Here is a 14,280-nt window from a genome sequence, read left to right on the forward strand (position 1 = left end):
CCTGGAAGCTCAGGTACGGCGGCGGGTCGCACGGCACGGGATCAGGAACCGGCCAGGGCGGGGATCAGCCGTACGGCTCACCTGCGGGGCGGGGGCGTTGCCTGGGCCGGGGACGCCGGGGACAGGGGTGGGCATGAAGTCGACCTCCCTCACCGTGCCGGTGGCGGTCTGCCAGTCGGTGACCAGGACGGCGCCCGCACCCTCATAGCGGCGGACCGGAGGCTCGGTGGCGTCGATGGGGGCGATGCGCCACAGCCCGTGGTCGTCGGTCCCGAGCAGCGAGGCGAGGATAGCGGGGGAGTCGAAGCGGGGCAGGCACAGCCAGGTGATGGCGCCGTCCCGGCGGACGAGCGCGGCGGAGCCGGTGTTGCCGATAACGGCGTGGTCCTCGATCAGACCAGGGGCGACGCCGGGTTGGGCGGACACGGACATGCGGCGGCTCCGGGGAAAGCGTGGGTGGGAGGGGAGTTCAGGCGACGCGGAGGGCTGCCAGCTGCTGGAGAGCGGCGGCGACGGTGGCGGCCAGCGTGGTGTGGACGGCAGTCACCCGCCTCGCCTGGACTACCGCCACACCTGACCGATCCACGTTCAATCTGACGGTCTGGAAGCCGGCACTTGTCACCGCGGGCGTGATCCCGCCACCGATCAGGGCGCAGAAGTTCGAGGCGTCGCCGGAGGACGGTATGCATGCCCTACGGCATGCCTTCGCTGCCGCACTGATCTACGGCGGCTGCTCGATCAAGGACCTCGCCGCCTACCTGGGGCACGCCGACGAGGCCTTCACTCTGCGGACCTACGTGCACCTCGTGCCCAAGAGAGATGAGCGGGCACGCGCCGCGATCAGCAGGGCGCTGTTTGCGGCTGATGTGCCCGCTCCGGGCGGGGTTCTGGTGGCTGTGTGAGCCCGGCGGGGTCAATGTGCCCCGAAAATGCCCCGCCAGGTTGATTCAGCGATGTTTGCGCAGGTCAGCGCGGTTCACAGAAGCGTCTGCCAGTAGTACCAGAACCGGTTGAGGATCAGCAGCGCGATCACCGCGTACCAGAGCGCCGGCACCACCCAGTGGTAGCGGGCGGCCTCCCGGACGGCCGGGCGCAGCCGTGGCCCCACCGGGATCACGCCGGAGCGCAGGTTCTGCAGCGTGGTGTACCAGAACAGCGGGACCATCGCCGCCCAGACCACCATGCAGTACGGGCAGAGCGCGCCGATCTCGTACAGCGCCTGGTACATCAGCCAGGTCACGAGGCCGATCCCGAACACCGTCCCGGCCTGGAGGCCGAGCCAGAACCAGCGCCGGTACGACGCCCCGGCCAGCAGCCCGGCGCCGATCGCCATGACGACGCCGAAGCCGACCAGGCCGATCAGCGAGTTGGGGAAGCCGAAGGCCTCGGCCTGGTCGCTGCGCATGATCGAGCCGCAGCTGATGATCGGGTTGATGTTGCAGTTGGGGACGTACGACGGGTCCTTGAGCAGCCGGATCTTGTCCAGCGTGAGGACGGCGGAGGCGAACAGCCCGACCGCGCCGCCGATCAGCAGCAGGAGGGCGAACGGCCGGCTCGCGCCGTAGGTGCGCGCGGGGGCGGCGGACGTCATCCGGTCACCTGCTTGACCATGGCGGTGAACCTGTCGGGCGCGACGGGCGCGCCGCCCGCGAACACCTCCAGCTTCTGTCCGTCCAGCTTCACGGTCGGGGTGCCGGTGACGCCGCTCTTGTCGAAGGCCTTGCCGACCTGGTCCGCCCACGGCGCGTAGGTGCCGCCCTGGACGGCCTTGACGAAGGAGTCCGTCTTCAAGCCGGGGACCTGCCCGGCCAGGTCGAGCAGGCGGTTGACGTCGGCGAAGCTGTCGTTGCGCTCGTCCGGCTGGTTGGCGTACAGCACGTCGTGGAACTGCTTGAACTTGTCGACGCCCTCGTTGAGCGCCGCGCCCGCGGCGGCCAGCGCGGTGCGCGAGCCCTTGCCGCCGAGGCCCTGGTCCAGGAAGGTCGCCAGGTGGTACTCGACCTTGTAGGTGCCGGCGTCGGCGAGCTGCTGGATGGTCTTGCCGTCGGTGGTCTCCAGCCGCTCGCAGTACGGGCAGCGGAAGTCCTCGTAGATCTCCAGGGTGTGCGGCGCGTCGCCCTTGCCGTAGGTGATCACGGTGCCGTCGGCGCCGCTCGCGTTGGCGGGGGTGACCAGCGGGCCGTGGGCGGCGGCGTCGCCCGGGCCGGAGGAGCCGCCGACGGCGAAGGCCACGCCGGCCGCGAGGGCGAGCACGGCGGCGGTGGCGGCGCCGACGACCGTCCGGCGGCGGATCTTCGCGGACCGCTCGGCGCGCTCGCGCTCCTCCCGCATTCGCTCGGTGGCGGCGCGGCGGGCGGCGCTCCTGCTCTGCTTGCCGCCGGTGTTCGTCCCGCCGGTCTTCTTCTCGGCGGAGGCGGAGGCGGAGGCGTAGGCGGGGGTCTGGGGCTTCTTGCTCATGGCGGAGGTGTCGTCCTGTGCTCTCGGTCCTGTGCTCCGTGCGGGGAGCAGGGCAGGCGCGCGTACGGGCGCGCGGCGGGGCGACCGGCGGAGACGCGGAAGGGGAAGGGTCTCTCAGCAGGCCGGGGCGGCCGCGGGCGGCCCGCGGCGGACGGCGGGGCGGAGCAGCACGGACTCGGCCGGGACGCGGACCCGGCTGGCACGCGGGAAGGGCATCCGGGCCACCGGGCGGGCCGGAACGGGCGCGGCGAGAAGCATCAGCAGGCGGCCGGCCGCGGCCGGGAACCGCTGGGCGAAGTCGCCGAGGACGCGCAGCGACCGTGCGAGGCCGGTCAGCGCGGCGTCGGCACGGCGCAGCCAGAAGGCGGCGGCCAGCGCGATCGTGGTGTGCAGGGCGAGGAGCAGCAGCACGCCGGCGGACTGCGGTACGCCGTGGCCCAGCAGGAACCCGCCGAGCGAGCCGCCGCCGCAGAGCAGCGGCTCGAAGCCGCGGGCGGAGCCGGGAGGCAGCGAGGGGCAGGTGGTCTGGGCGAGGTCGAACAGGGTGCTCAGGCCCAGCTCCAGCGGCAGGAAGACCGCGGCGATCGCCGGGTAGCGGCGTTCGGAGCCGGCGAGGGCGAAGGCCGCCACGAAGACGGCGCCGCCGGCCACGGCCAGCGTGCCGAGCGGCAGCGGGCGGCCGGTCACCAGCACCTGGCCGAGCCCGGCGAGCAGCACGACCAGCGCGGCGAAGAGCGCCGCGCGGAGCGTCCTGAAGCCCGGGCCCGTCCGGCCGGTGTGCATCTGCATGGCATCCGAGTCTGCCACAGGTCGAATGGTGGACGACCGGGCCGAAGGTCCGCTGTGGGGATCCTCACCACCGTCCCTGAACTGGGCTTATGCGTCCTTTACGGGTTCGGGGTGCGAAGGCAGGGCGGACGCGACCCGGGTCTCGACCAGCTGCCGGAAGAGCTCCAGGTCGGCCCGGACGACGCGCTCGACCGCCCCGGCGAGGGCGAAGCCGCGCGGCCCGCCGAACACCTCGTGCACCGCCTCCGGGTCGTACTGGATGCGGATCTGCAGCCGGGTGTGCTGCCGGCCGAGCGGGAGCAGGGCGAAGGCGCCGTGCAGGTCCAGGCCGTCCAGCGTCCGCCAGGCCATCACCCGGCCGCGGCCGTGGTCGGTGATCTCGGTCTCCACGTCGCGGGCGGTGCCGGCGATCTCCACCCCGAGGTGCGCGAGGTTACGGCCGTGCGGGTGGGCGCTGCGCACACCGCCCACGAAGCGCGGGTAGTCGTGGACCCGGTGCAGCTGATCCCAGGCCGCCAGCACCGGGGCGTCGATGTCGATCTGTTCCTCGAGCGTGCTCATCGCGGGGACGGACCTCCTAGGCCGGTCGCGCTGCGGGCGCCGGGCACCTCCAGCCTGCGCCTGCCGGTGGTGGACAGGCAAAGGAGGGGGCGCTGCGCGAGACTGGGCGCATGCCGGAGCTGCCCGAGGTCGAGGCCCTCACCGCGTTCCTGTCCGAGCGGCTGACCGGGCGGGTGATCGCCCGGGTGCAGCCGGTGGCGATCAGCGCGCTCAAGACCTACGACCCGCCGGTGACGGCGCTGGAGGGGCGGACGGTCGGCCCGGTCACCCGGCACGGCAAGTTCCTCGACATCGAGGCGGGCGGCCTCCACCTCGTCGTCCACCTGGCCCGGGCCGGCTGGCTGCGCTGGAAGGAGAGCCTGCCCGCCGAGCCTCCGCGCCCGGGCGGCAGGAACCCGCTCGCCCTGCGGGTGCGGCTGGAGGGCGACGCGGGGGACGGCTTCGACCTCACCGAGGCGGGCACGAAGAAGGGCCTCGCGGTGTACGTCGTGCAGGACCCGGCGGAGGTCCCCGGCGTGGCCCGGCTCGGTCCCGACCCGCTGGACCAGTCGTTCACCCTGGAGGCGTTCACCGCGCTGCTGCACGGCGAGCGGCGCAGGATGAAGGGCGTGCTGCGGGACCAGAGTGTGCTGGCCGGAGTCGGCAACGCCTACTCGGACGAGGTGCTGCACGCGGCCCGGATGTCCCCGTACAAGCCGGCGTCGGGTCTGACCGGGGAGGAGACGGCCCGGCTGTACGAGGCGCTCGGCAGCACCCTGCGGGACGCGGTGGAGCGCTCGCGCGGGCTTGCGGCGGGGGAGCTGAAGGCGGAGAAGAAGCTCGGTCTGCGGGTACACGGCCGCACCGGGCAGCCGTGCCCGGTCTGCGGGGACACCGTGCGCGAGGTGTCGTTCGCCGACTCCTCGCTGCAGTACTGCCCGACCTGCCAGACCGGCGGCAAGCCGCTCGCCGACCGCCGGCTGTCGCGGCTGCTGAAGTAGGCCGGCCACCGGCGGCGCGCCGCCGGTGGAGGCCTGCAGCGTCCAGGTCCTGTCCGGCCGATCGTGCCCGGCGTCGCGCGCCCGGCACGATCAGCCGGACAGGACTACGGCTTTCGGGCGACGCCGCCCCAGTAGTACGCCGCGTGCGGGTCGGCCGGTGGCTCGCCGCCCGGGTGCCAGGCCATGACGGGGGCGACGCCGGGCTCGATCAGCTCCCAGCCGTCGAAGAACCGGGCCACCTCCTCGCGGGTGCGCGGGACGAGCGTCATCCCGCCGGCCCGGGCCGCCTCGGCGACCTTGGCGACGCTCTCCGGATCGAAGTCCTGGGTCGGGTGGGTGAGCGCGAGGCAGCTGCCGGAGGGCAGCGCGTCGCGCAGTGCGGCGACCTTGCCCCACGGGTCGTCCTCGTCGGCGATCAGCATCAGCACGGCGATCATCAGCAGGCCGACCGGCCGGCCGGGGTCCAGCGTGGAGGTGAGCGCCGGGTGGCCCAGCAGTTCGGCGGGCTTGCCCAGGTCGGCGTGGATGTAGGTGGTGCGGCTGGCCGGGGTGGAGACCATCAGCGCCCGCGCGTGGGCCAGTACGATCGGGTCGTTGTCGACGTAGACCACGCGGGTGCCGGGGCTGACCGCCTCGGCGATCTCGTGGGTGTTCGGCGAGGTGGGGATGCCGGTGCCGAGGTCGAGGAACTGGCGGATGCCCTGCTGCTCGGCCAGGTGGCGGACGGCGCGGCTCTGGAACGCCCGGTTCTCCTTGGCCATCGCCCTGACGCTCGGGACGGCCTCCTCGATGGCCCGGCCCATGGCGCGGTCCGGAGGGAAGTTGGTCTTTCCGCCCAGCCAGTAGTCGTACACGCGGGCGGAGTGCGGAGCACTGGTGTCGACTCCGAGGCGCTCCCACTCGCTCGGCAACACGGCCTCGTCGTTCCCGGGCTGGTCGGAGAAGTCCTGACTTGTCGTCATGGCCACGTCCTCTGAAGACGGATCATCACACTGAGGGACGTCAGCGTAGCGGTCCTGGAGCGGTCGCGGGTGTGCGCTGCAGGGTTCTGGGCGGACGGCATCCCGGGCGGGTGTGCGCTTGGGCCGTCGGGGTGGCACTGGGGGCCGTCGGGGTTGCCGGTGGGAGGCGCGACGGTCCGCGGGGGATGCATCGATCATGCTGTCTGATCGTCAGATTACTTCGCGTAGATTGCTCCTGGCCGCGGCCGGGATGTCGCTGCTCGGGCTCGCCGGCTGCCGGGGATCCGACGGGCCCGGGGGCGGTGCGCCGAGTACCGGGGCGGCCGGCGGGGCGCCCGAGGCGCTGGGTGCCGCTCCGAGCCCGGCGTCGCCGTCGGCCTCCGCCGGCCCCTCCACTCCTCCTCCCGCCGCTCCCGCCGCTCCCGCCGCTCCCGCCGCTCCCGCCGCTCCTGCCGCTCCTGCCGCTCCTGCCGCTCCCGCCGCTTCCGCCGTCGCCTCCGGCTCACCGGTGGCCGCGCCGCGGAAGGTGACGGAGGTCGAGAGCAGGCCGGTGTACGAGCTGGACGCCGGGCGGCGGGTGGTGGCCCTCACCATCGACGACGGTCCGGATCCGCGGTACACGCCCACCGTGCTGGCCCTGCTGGAGCAGTACGGGATCCGGGCCACCTTCTTCCTGATCGGGGAGAACGCCGTCGAACACCCCGCACTGGTCCGGGAGATCGCCGCCCGCGGTCACCACATCGCCAACCACACCTGGACCCACCCCGATCTGCGGCAGCTGTCGGAGGCCAAGGTGCGGGACGAGCTGGAGCGCACCTCGGAGCTGCTGAACCGGACCACCGGGAAGCCGCCGACCTGGTTCCGCGCGCCGGGCGGTGACTGGTCCACCGCGTCGCTCAAGGTCAGCGCCGACCTCGGGATGCGGAACATGGCCTGGTCGGTGGACCCGAGGGACTGGGCCCGGCCCGGTACGTCGGTGATCACCGACCGGATCCTCAAGGACGTCCGCCCGGGTGCGATCGTGCTCAACCACGACGGCGGCGGGGACCGTTCGCAGACGGTGGCCGCGCTCAAGACGTACCTGCCGGTGCTGATCGATGCGGGGTACTACTTCACCGCCCCGCCGGGATGAGTTCGGCCGCGGAGAAAAGGGTGGTAGGTCGCGGCGTTTCCAGCTAAACCACTCAAAAGAGTGGATTGGGAGAACCGTTTCTGCGGATTTGGGGCTTCTAGGGTGATCTCGCATCAGTGTCCCCGGCACCACCGCGTACCGCCCTGAAAGGCCCAGCCCCCATGCGTCTCCGCAATGCCACGCTCGCCGCCGCCAGCGCCATCGCCCTCGTCCTCGCCGTCCCCGCCTCCGCCGACGCGGCGACCGGCGACTTCCTCTACAGGGTCGGCCCCGGGGTGCCGGCCGGCCTGGCCGACCCGCAGAGCGGCGAGTGCATCAACCTCTTCGGGGCGACCGAGAAGGATCCGGCGTTCGCGCCGCAGAACTTCACCACCTCGACCGCCACCGCCTTCCTCGACTTCGACTGCAACGGCGACGTCTTCTACGTCATGAACCCGGGCAAGAAGCTCGGCGACCGGCTCAAGCTGCGGTCCGTCGTCTTCTCCTGAGGCCGGCCGATTCCGGTGAAGTGCGGGACAGTTCGGCGATTGGTTGAGACCATTCCGGTGAACCGACACCTGGGGAGGCCTTGCCGACACGAATCGCCGGGCTGTCCGCCCGGTCCAGCGGACCGCTGACCGTCCGGACGCCGGCGCGCGCCGGGGAGCCGTGGACGGTCGCCGCCGTCGACATCGACGACCGCCCCTGCGACGTCGTCGCCGAGGTCGCCCGGCTCACCCCCGGGCCGGCCGGACAGCGGGTCTGGGGCGGCCGGGTGCAGCGGCGTAGCGTGAGGAGGGGAGGGTTCACGCTGGTCCCGGTGGCGGAGGAGGAACGATGTCCGTACGGGAGCCGGACCCGGTGGAGCAGGAGGAGTTCGCGGGTCGGATCGTGCAGGTGCTGAACGACGCCTGCCTGGGATTCATGGCCAGCATCGGCCACCAGACCAACCTGTTCGACACCATGGCCGGCCTTGCCCCGTCGACCGGTGCGGAGGTCGCCCGCGCCGCCGGGCTCGACGAACGCTACGTCCGCGAGTGGCTCGGCGCGATGGTGGTCGGCGGGATCGTCGAGTACGACCCCGGACACGGCACGTACCTGCTGCCGCCCGAGCACGCGGCCGCGCTCACCCGGGCGGCCGGACCGGAGAACCTGGCCGGGATGATGCAGTACCTCGCGCTGATGGGCGAGGTCGAGCAGCAGCTCGTCGAGTGCTTCCGCAAGGGCGGCGGGATGCCGTACTCGGCGTACCCGCGGTTCCAGGAGCTCCAGGCCGAGGAGTCCGGGCGGGTCTACGACCTGGCCCTGGTGGACGGGATCGTCCCGCTCGTGCCCGGGCTGCCGGAGCGGCTCCACGCCGGGGTCGACGCGCTCGACATCGGCACCGGGCAGGGGCACGTCGTCAACCTGCTGGCCCGGGCCTTCCCGGCCGGCCGGTTCACCGGCGTCGACATCTCCGAGACGGGCATCGCCGCCGCCCGGGCCGAGGCCGAGGCGCTGGGCCTGTCCAACGCGCGCTTCGAGGTCGCCGACTCGGCCGGGCTGACCGGCTCCTACGACCTGGTCACCGCCTTCGACGTGATCCACGACCTGGCCCGCCCGGCCGAGACGCTGGCCGCCGTCGCGGGCGTGCTGCGGCCCGACGGCGTCTTCCTGATGGGCGACATCGCCGCCAGCAGCCGGCTGGAGGAGAACATCGACCACCCGCTCGCGCCGGCGCTCTACACCTTCTCGACCTTCTACTGCATGACGGTCTCGCTCGGCGAGGGCGGCGCGGGGCTGGGGACGGTCTGGGGGGAGCAGACGGCCCGGCGGATGCTGGCCGAGGCCGGGTTCGGCTCGGTGGAGACCGCGCAGGTGGAGGGGGACGTGCTCAACGTGTACTACCTGGCGCGGTTGGACGGTGCCGGGGCGTAGGCGGCCGCGTCCGGGCGGCTCCGTGGCCGTGGCGGGCCCCGGCAGGGCGGGCCGGCGGGGGCAGCCCCGGTGCGGGTGGCCGGGGCGGAAGGTCGGACGTAGGTTCGAAGTGTCCGAGCGAAGGAGGGCGGCGATGACCGGCAACGGCTACGCACACCCCGAGGCGCTGGTCCCCACCGAATGGCTGGCCCGGCACCTGGACGACGGCACGATCCGCGTCGTCGAGGTGGACGAGGACACCACCGCGTACGAGCAGGGGCACATTCCCGGCGCGGTCGGCTGGAACTGGACCACCGACCTGCACAGCCGGGTGGGGCGCGACTACACCGACCGCGACGGCATGCAGCACCTGCTGCGCGCGGCCGGGGTGGAGGACGACACCACCGTGGTGCTGTACGGCGGCAACAACAACTGGTTCGCCGCCTACGCCTACTGGCTGCTGCGGCTGCGCGGCTACGGGCCGGTGAAGCTGCTCGACGGCGGGCGGAAGAAGTGGGAGCTGGAGGAGCGGGAGCTCACCGAGGAGGTGATGGACTACCAGCACAGCGCCTACCGGCTGGCGGGCCCCGAGCACCCCGAGGTGCGGGCGCTGCGCGACGAGGTGCTGGCCAAGGCGGAGGTGTTCGCCAAGCCCGGCTCGGACTCCGTGCTGGTCGACGTCCGCTCCCCGGCCGAGTACCGGGGCGAGGCGCTGGCGCCGCCGCACCTGCCGCAGGAGCAGGCGCAGGTGCCCGGCCACATCCCCGGCGCGGTGAACATCCCGTGGTCGCAGGCGGCCAACGACGACGGCACCTTCCGCTCGGCGGACGAGCTGCGCGCGCTGTACGGCGGGCAGGGCGTGGAGGCCGAACGCGAGGTGATCGCGTACTGCCGGATCGGGGAGCGCTCGGCGCACACCTGGTTCGCGCTGACCGAGCTGCTCGGGTACCCGCACGTGAAGAACTACGACGGGTCGTGGACGGAGTACGGCTCGCTGGTGCGGGCGCCGGTGGCGCTCGGGGCGTGAGCCGACGGCCGGGGGCGTGAGGCGAGGTCCGGGGGCGTGAGGCGAGGTCCGGGGGCCGGGTCGGCGTGTTCACGGCGTGACGGGGGCGCGGCGGCTCCATTTCGGCCTGTTTCTTCTCATGAACATTTCATCGGGCAGGAGTGGGCCCAGGCTCACCGGGACAGGGATCGATGCGACCCACTGTCCCAGTGACCCTGGAGGACCACCGTGCGCAAGAGGCTGATCGTCTCTGCCGCCGCAGGCGCGCTCGCCCTGCTCCTGACCGTGCCCGCCTCCGCCGCCCAGTTCGGCCCCGGCGCGGCGGGCATCGGAGACCCGTACTACCCCAATGCCGGCAACGGTGGATACGACGTCTCGCACTACGACATCCGCCTCAAATACCAGCCCGTCACCGACGAACTGGAAGGCACCGCCACCATCCTGGCCACCGCCACCCAGGACCTCTCCCGCTTCAACCTGGACTTCGTGCTCGGCGTCAAGGAGGTGCTGGTCAACGGCCGGACCGCGAAGTTCGCCAGCACCGGTGAGTCGGAGCTGGAGATCACCCCCGCCCGGCCGCTCACCAAGGGCAGCCCCGTGACCGTCGTCGTCCGCTACGCCGACAAGCCCGGCGAGGTGGAGCGTGGCGGCTACTCCGCCTGGCTGCGCACCCCCGACGGCGGCATCGCGGCCGACGAGCCCGAGGGATCGGCCTGGTGGTTCCCGAGCAACGACCACCCCACCGACAAGGCCACCTACGACGTCTCCGTCCTCGTGCCCGACGGCACCCAGGCCATCAGCAACGGCCTCCTCACCGGGCAGAGCTCCCGGGCCGGCTGGACCCGCTACAACTGGCGCCAGACCAAGCCGCAGGCGACCTATCTGGCCACGCTCGCGATCGGCAGGTTCGACCTCCGGACCGACACCACACCGGGCGGGATCCCGGTTGTCACCGCCTACAGCAAGGACCTCGGCGACAACGACGGCGCCGCGCGTGCCAGCGTCGAGCGCACCGGCGAACTGGTCGACTGGCTGAGTGGCTACTTCGGGGCGTACCCGTTCGACTCGGTCGGCGGCTACGTCCCCAACGTGCCCACGGGCTACGCCCTGGAGACCCAGACCCAGATCTTCTACAGCCCCGCGCAGTTCTCCCGCGGCTCCAACACGTCCGTCGTCGTCCACGAGCTGGCCCACCAGTGGTACGGCGACAGCGTCTCCGTCCAGCGCTGGAGCGACATCTGGCTCAACGAGGGCTTCGCCCGCTACTCGCAGTGGCTCTGGTCCGAGCACGAGAACGAGGGCACGGCGCAGGAACTCGCCGACTACGTCTACACCTCCTACCCGGCCGACAACGCCTTCTGGAGCGTCAAGCCCGGCGACCCCGGGGCGGACCACCAGTTCGCCGGCGCCGTCTACGACCGGGGCGCGGTGGCGATCCAGGCGCTGCGCAACGCCGTCGGGGACGAGAAGTTCTTCCAGATCCTGAAGGGGTGGCCGGCCGAGCGCAAGTACGGCAACGCCACCATCCAGCAGTTCCAGGCGTACGCCGAGCGGATCTCCGGGAAGCCGCTCGCGGACCTCTTCACCACCTGGCTGTTCACGGCCTCGAAGCCGTCGGTGTCGTCGGCGGGCGTTCCGGCGGCGGGGGCGACTGGCACGGCGGGCCTGGCGCCGAGTGCCAAGGCGACGGTGCAGGAGCCGAAGTCGTGGAAGAAGATCCAGGAGACCAACTCGCTGCACGACCACGCGCACTGACGGGTGCACGCGAGCGCTGGCACGAGCACTGGGAGCTGCACACGGGCGCTGACCGGGTGCGGTGACGGATTCGGTGACCTGGTGACGTGGTGTGGCGTGCCATGAGGTGACGGGCGTGGCCCGGCCGGCCGCTGGGTGCGGGCGGCCGGGCCACGCCGTTGCCAGGGCCTGTCTGCCGCGCGGTGGGGCGGCGTGCGTACGGCGGACGGCGGCGCCGAACTCGCCGTCCACGTCCGGCAGATGGAGGATCCCGTCGCCGGCCACCACGCTCACGGCGTCCGCGAGGCCCGGCAGTAAGCGGTTGTTGACGACGATCTGGAGCACGGCGTCGGACGAGCCGGCGAGCCGGGCCGTCATCACCGCCGTCGCGGCGAGCAGCACCGAGGAGGTGCTCACCCGGTGGCCGGCCGCGACGAGTTCGACCGCCCGGAGCAGCGCGGGGGAGCTGAGCGCGGCGTTCGGGAACGGCTGCGGCTCGTCGTTCCGGGCGGGCGGGAAGAGGCGCGGCGGGCCCGAGCGCAGTTTGCGCAGAACGTGCGCGCGGGCGTTGGCGTCGCCGTCGGCCGCGCTCGGAGTGCTGGAACTCGGCTTCCTCCAAGGGCTGCTGGGCAGGGCGGCCGGGTGCCTGCCCGGCCGGACGAGAAGGTGATCTCCAGCAGCTGGCTCGTGGTCACCGTGTGGCTCTCCGATGTGTGGTTCCGGGCTCGGTGCGTGCTGCGTGATGCGCCGCGCGTCCGGGCGGGGCGGGAGGTGCGGTGGGAACGCGTGTGCTGCCGGGGCAGGAGTCTGGCGCACCGCCCAGGTCGCGTCGAGCCTCGGAACACGGCCGTCCGCTACCGCTGTTGGACGCCGAGGAGGCCGCCGGTCGCCGGCCGACCCGGCTGCAGGCCCGTGCGGTGGCGGTTCACGCGCGTCCACATCTAGGCTGGCGCGGTGACTGATGAGCAGGAGTGGGTGCAGCCGTCGGGAGTGTGGGCCACGGCGGTGGGGGTGGCCAGGGTGCGGGCGCTGGAGACCGAACGGGAGAACGCGCTGTTCCGCGACCCACTGGCACGGGCCTTCGCCACCGCCGGCGGCCTGTGGCCCTCCTCGCCGCCGCTGCCCGACGACGAGGCCGCTCGCCGCCGCCGGCTGGCCGTGTCGTTCTCCATCGTCATCAGGACGAAGTTCCTCGACGACCTGTTGCAGCAGGCCTCCGCGTCCGGGGTCCGGCAGGTCGTGCTGCTCGGCGCCGGCATGGACAGCCGGGCCTTCCGGTTGGACTGGCCCGAGGGCACCCGGCTGTTCGAGGTCGACACCGCCGCTCCACTGGACTTCAAGGCTGCGGTGCTGCGCCAGGAGCGGGCCGTCGCGCGCTGCGAGCGGATCACGGTCGCGGTGGATCTGCGGGAGGACTGGCCAGGCGCGCTGGCCGCCGCCGGGCACGATCCGGCCGTGCCGACCGCATGGATCGCCGAAGGCCTGCTGATCTATCTGCCCCAGGATGCGGTGGAGCTGCTGATGGCCCGGATCAGTGCGCAGTCCGCGCCAGGCAGTCGGATGGGGCTGACATTGGGCTCGCGCGGCGTGATCGAGCGCTTCGGCGCGGACGCCGCGCCGGGATCGGCGGCCTCCATGTGGATCTCGGAGATGCCCGACGACCCGGTGGGCTGGCTGGCCGGGCACGGCTGGGAGGCCGACAGCCACACCCTGCGCGAGCGCGCTGCCGCCTACGGCCGCCCGATCGGCAACCCGCCGCAGCGCGAGGAGCAGCCCGGCGGACTGATCTCGGCGGTCCGCCGGTAGAGCGCCTCCCGGTTCCCCGGATGATCGACCCCGGATTCGGGCAGCACCCGAAGCTCTGCAGAAACCGAACGGACAGTGACGTCAGACACCGTGGGCCCCTGCCGGGAGTTCGGCAGGGGCCCACGGTGCAGAGAGCTGCGGAGGGCCGGCCCGTCCTCGATGAGCGGCGTGCCGGCCGGCATCAGCTACCGCCTGCCGGCGGTCCGACGGCCCGGCCTCACTTCAGATGGCGGGTGAAGAACTGGGCCGCGGCGTCCCCCGCGAACTGCGGGACGCCGGTGTGCCCGCCCATGTTGGCGTTCAGGGACTTCTCCTCGGAGCCGAACGCGTCGAACAGGTCCAGGGCCGCCTGCCGGTCGTTCCCCTCGTCGTCCCACTGCAGCAGGACGTGCAGCGGAACGGTGACCTGGCGGGCCTCCTCGAACACGGCGCGAGGCACGAAACTCCCGGCGAACAGAACGGCGGCCGCGATGCGCGGCTCGACCGCCGCCAGCCGGATGCCGATGGAGATCACTCCCCCCGAGTATCCGACCGGGCCGCCGATCTCGGGCAGCTCGAGCAGGGCGTCCAGGGCGGCCTGCCATTCCGGGACCGCCTTTTCGACCAGCGGGAGGACGAGAGCGTCGACGATCTCGTCGGTGACCGGCTCGCCGGCCTCGATCGCCCGGCGCAGGTCGGCGCGGGCCTGCTCGACGGCGGCCCACCGGGGCCGGTCGCCGCTTCCGGGGAGCTCGATGGTGGCCGTGGCGAAGCCATCCGCCGCGGACTGCCGGGCCCGGGCCGCCAGCCGCGGGTACATCGTGCGCAGCCCGAGGGGAGGGTGGCCGAGCAGGATCAGCGGCGCCGGTGCGGATGCCGATGCGGGTGTCCACAGGATGCCGGGGATCTCACCGAGGCTGAAGTTGCGTTCGAGTACGCCGTCGCCGAGGCGCTGCTCAGAAGTGACATGCATGGTCGTGCCTTTCGGGAGTGCACTGC

At 72.7% G+C, this 14,280-nt stretch carries 16 protein-coding genes; 9 read left to right on the plus strand and 7 right to left on the minus strand.

Annotation, left to right across the window (positions count from 1 at the left end):
* Window positions 1-9: 9 nt before the first annotated feature.
* Window positions 10-432, minus strand: a complete 423-nt coding sequence (locus tag OG286_RS33150) for a trehalase-like domain-containing protein (RefSeq protein ID WP_405365973.1) — start codon at window positions 430-432, stop codon at window positions 10-12.
* An 83-nt stretch (window positions 433-515) separates the two neighbouring features.
* Here OG286_RS33150 and OG286_RS33155 point away from each other — a divergent pair, with 83 nt between their 5' ends.
* Window positions 516-902, plus strand: a complete 387-nt coding sequence (locus OG286_RS33155; protein WP_396320991.1) for a tyrosine-type recombinase/integrase — start codon at window positions 516-518, stop codon at window positions 900-902.
* A gap of 74 nt (window positions 903-976) precedes the next feature.
* On the opposite strand, the gene OG286_RS33160 is transcribed toward OG286_RS33155, so the two are convergent.
* From OG286_RS33160 to OG286_RS33175, 4 genes are all read right to left on the minus strand, one after another.
* Window positions 977-1,591, minus strand: a complete 615-nt coding sequence (locus OG286_RS33160) for a vitamin K epoxide reductase family protein (RefSeq protein WP_396320992.1) — start codon at window positions 1,589-1,591, stop codon at window positions 977-979.
* On the minus strand, window positions 1,588-2,457 hold the full coding sequence (locus tag OG286_RS33165; protein ID WP_405359000.1) for a DsbA family protein: 870 nt from the start codon (window positions 2,455-2,457) through the stop codon (window positions 1,588-1,590). The genes OG286_RS33160 and OG286_RS33165 overlap by 4 nt, the downstream gene beginning before the upstream one ends.
* A 114-nt stretch (window positions 2,458-2,571) precedes the next feature.
* Window positions 2,572-3,264, minus strand: a complete 693-nt coding sequence (locus tag OG286_RS33170) for a hypothetical protein (protein WP_396320994.1) — start codon at window positions 3,262-3,264, stop codon at window positions 2,572-2,574.
* Between the two features lie 69 nt (window positions 3,265-3,333).
* Window positions 3,334-3,807: an SRPBCC family protein gene (locus OG286_RS33175; RefSeq protein WP_396320995.1), complete on the minus strand. Its 474-nt coding sequence runs from the start codon at window positions 3,805-3,807 to the stop codon at window positions 3,334-3,336.
* Between the two features lie 110 nt (window positions 3,808-3,917).
* Here OG286_RS33175 and OG286_RS33180 point away from each other — a divergent pair, with 110 nt between their 5' ends.
* Entirely contained in the window at window positions 3,918-4,787 is an 870-nt protein-coding gene (locus OG286_RS33180; protein ID WP_396320996.1) for an Fpg/Nei family DNA glycosylase, read from the plus strand.
* Between the two features lie 104 nt (window positions 4,788-4,891).
* Here the strand turns inward: OG286_RS33180 and OG286_RS33185 are convergent, their stop codons facing one another.
* A complete protein-coding gene (locus tag OG286_RS33185; protein ID WP_396320997.1) occupies window positions 4,892-5,749 on the minus strand; it encodes an SAM-dependent methyltransferase in 858 nt (285 codons plus the stop codon).
* A 526-nt stretch (window positions 5,750-6,275) separates the two neighbouring features.
* On the opposite strand from OG286_RS33185, the gene OG286_RS33190 reads away from it, so the two are divergent.
* The 7 genes from OG286_RS33190 (at window position 6,276) to OG286_RS33220 (ending at window position 13,302) form a co-directional block, all read left to right on the plus strand.
* Window positions 6,276-6,881, plus strand: coding sequence for a polysaccharide deacetylase family protein (locus OG286_RS33190; RefSeq protein WP_396320998.1), 606 nt, complete (start codon window positions 6,276-6,278; stop codon window positions 6,879-6,881).
* 161 nt (window positions 6,882-7,042) lie between these two features.
* Window positions 7,043-7,369, plus strand: coding sequence for a hypothetical protein (locus tag OG286_RS33195; RefSeq protein WP_396320999.1), 327 nt, complete (start codon window positions 7,043-7,045; stop codon window positions 7,367-7,369).
* Between the two features lie 328 nt (window positions 7,370-7,697).
* Window positions 7,698-8,777, plus strand: a complete 1,080-nt coding sequence (locus OG286_RS33200) for a class I SAM-dependent methyltransferase (RefSeq protein ID WP_396321000.1) — start codon at window positions 7,698-7,700, stop codon at window positions 8,775-8,777.
* 133 nt (window positions 8,778-8,910) lie between these two features.
* Window positions 8,911-9,783 carry a sulfurtransferase gene (locus tag OG286_RS33205; RefSeq protein ID WP_396321001.1) on the plus strand — a complete coding sequence of 291 codons (873 nt, stop codon included), beginning with the start codon at window positions 8,911-8,913 and terminating at the stop codon, window positions 9,781-9,783.
* A 207-nt stretch (window positions 9,784-9,990) separates the two neighbouring features.
* Window positions 9,991-11,517 carry a M1 family metallopeptidase gene (locus tag OG286_RS33210; protein WP_396321002.1) on the plus strand — a complete coding sequence of 509 codons (1,527 nt, stop codon included), beginning with the start codon at window positions 9,991-9,993 and terminating at the stop codon, window positions 11,515-11,517.
* 304 nt (window positions 11,518-11,821) lie between these two features.
* Window positions 11,822-12,166: a hypothetical protein gene (locus tag OG286_RS33215; protein WP_396321003.1), complete on the plus strand. Its 345-nt coding sequence runs from the start codon at window positions 11,822-11,824 to the stop codon at window positions 12,164-12,166.
* Between the two features lie 284 nt (window positions 12,167-12,450).
* A complete protein-coding gene (locus tag OG286_RS33220) occupies window positions 12,451-13,302 on the plus strand; it encodes a class I SAM-dependent methyltransferase (RefSeq protein ID WP_396321004.1) in 852 nt (283 codons plus the stop codon).
* 217 nt (window positions 13,303-13,519) lie between these two features.
* On the opposite strand, the gene OG286_RS33225 is transcribed toward OG286_RS33220, so the two are convergent.
* Window positions 13,520-14,254, minus strand: coding sequence for a dienelactone hydrolase family protein (locus tag OG286_RS33225; RefSeq protein WP_396321005.1), 735 nt, complete (start codon window positions 14,252-14,254; stop codon window positions 13,520-13,522).
* Window positions 14,255-14,280 lie beyond the last annotated feature (26 nt).

Source organism: Kitasatospora sp. NBC_00039 (assembly GCF_045160625.1).
Taxonomy (GTDB): Bacteria; Actinomycetota; Actinomycetes; order Streptomycetales; family Streptomycetaceae; genus Kitasatospora.

What these genes read in the sequence shown, in the direction of transcription:
- OG286_RS33175 (WP_396320995.1), bottom strand. Translation starts at nt 3,807, where the DNA reads ATGAGCACGCTCGAGGAACAGATCGACATCGACGCCCCGGTGCTGGCG.
- OG286_RS33205 (WP_396321001.1), top strand. Translation starts at nt 8,911, where the DNA reads ATGACCGGCAACGGCTACGCACACCCCGAGGCGCTGGTCCCCACCGAA.
- OG286_RS33195 (WP_396320999.1), top strand. Translation starts at nt 7,043, where the DNA reads ATGCGTCTCCGCAATGCCACGCTCGCCGCCGCCAGCGCCATCGCCCTC.
- OG286_RS33200 (WP_396321000.1), top strand. Translation starts at nt 7,698, where the DNA reads ATGTCCGTACGGGAGCCGGACCCGGTGGAGCAGGAGGAGTTCGCGGGT.
- OG286_RS33165 (WP_405359000.1), bottom strand. Translation starts at nt 2,457, where the DNA reads ATGAGCAAGAAGCCCCAGACCCCCGCCTACGCCTCCGCCTCCGCCTCC.
- OG286_RS33150 (WP_405365973.1), bottom strand. Translation starts at nt 432, where the DNA reads ATGTCCGTGTCCGCCCAACCCGGCGTCGCCCCTGGTCTGATCGAGGAC.
- OG286_RS33180 (WP_396320996.1), top strand. Translation starts at nt 3,918, where the DNA reads ATGCCGGAGCTGCCCGAGGTCGAGGCCCTCACCGCGTTCCTGTCCGAG.
- OG286_RS33185 (WP_396320997.1), bottom strand. Translation starts at nt 5,749, where the DNA reads ATGACGACAAGTCAGGACTTCTCCGACCAGCCCGGGAACGACGAGGCC.
- OG286_RS33160 (WP_396320992.1), bottom strand. Translation starts at nt 1,591, where the DNA reads ATGACGTCCGCCGCCCCCGCGCGCACCTACGGCGCGAGCCGGCCGTTC.
- OG286_RS33225 (WP_396321005.1), bottom strand. Translation starts at nt 14,254, where the DNA reads ATGCATGTCACTTCTGAGCAGCGCCTCGGCGACGGCGTACTCGAACGC.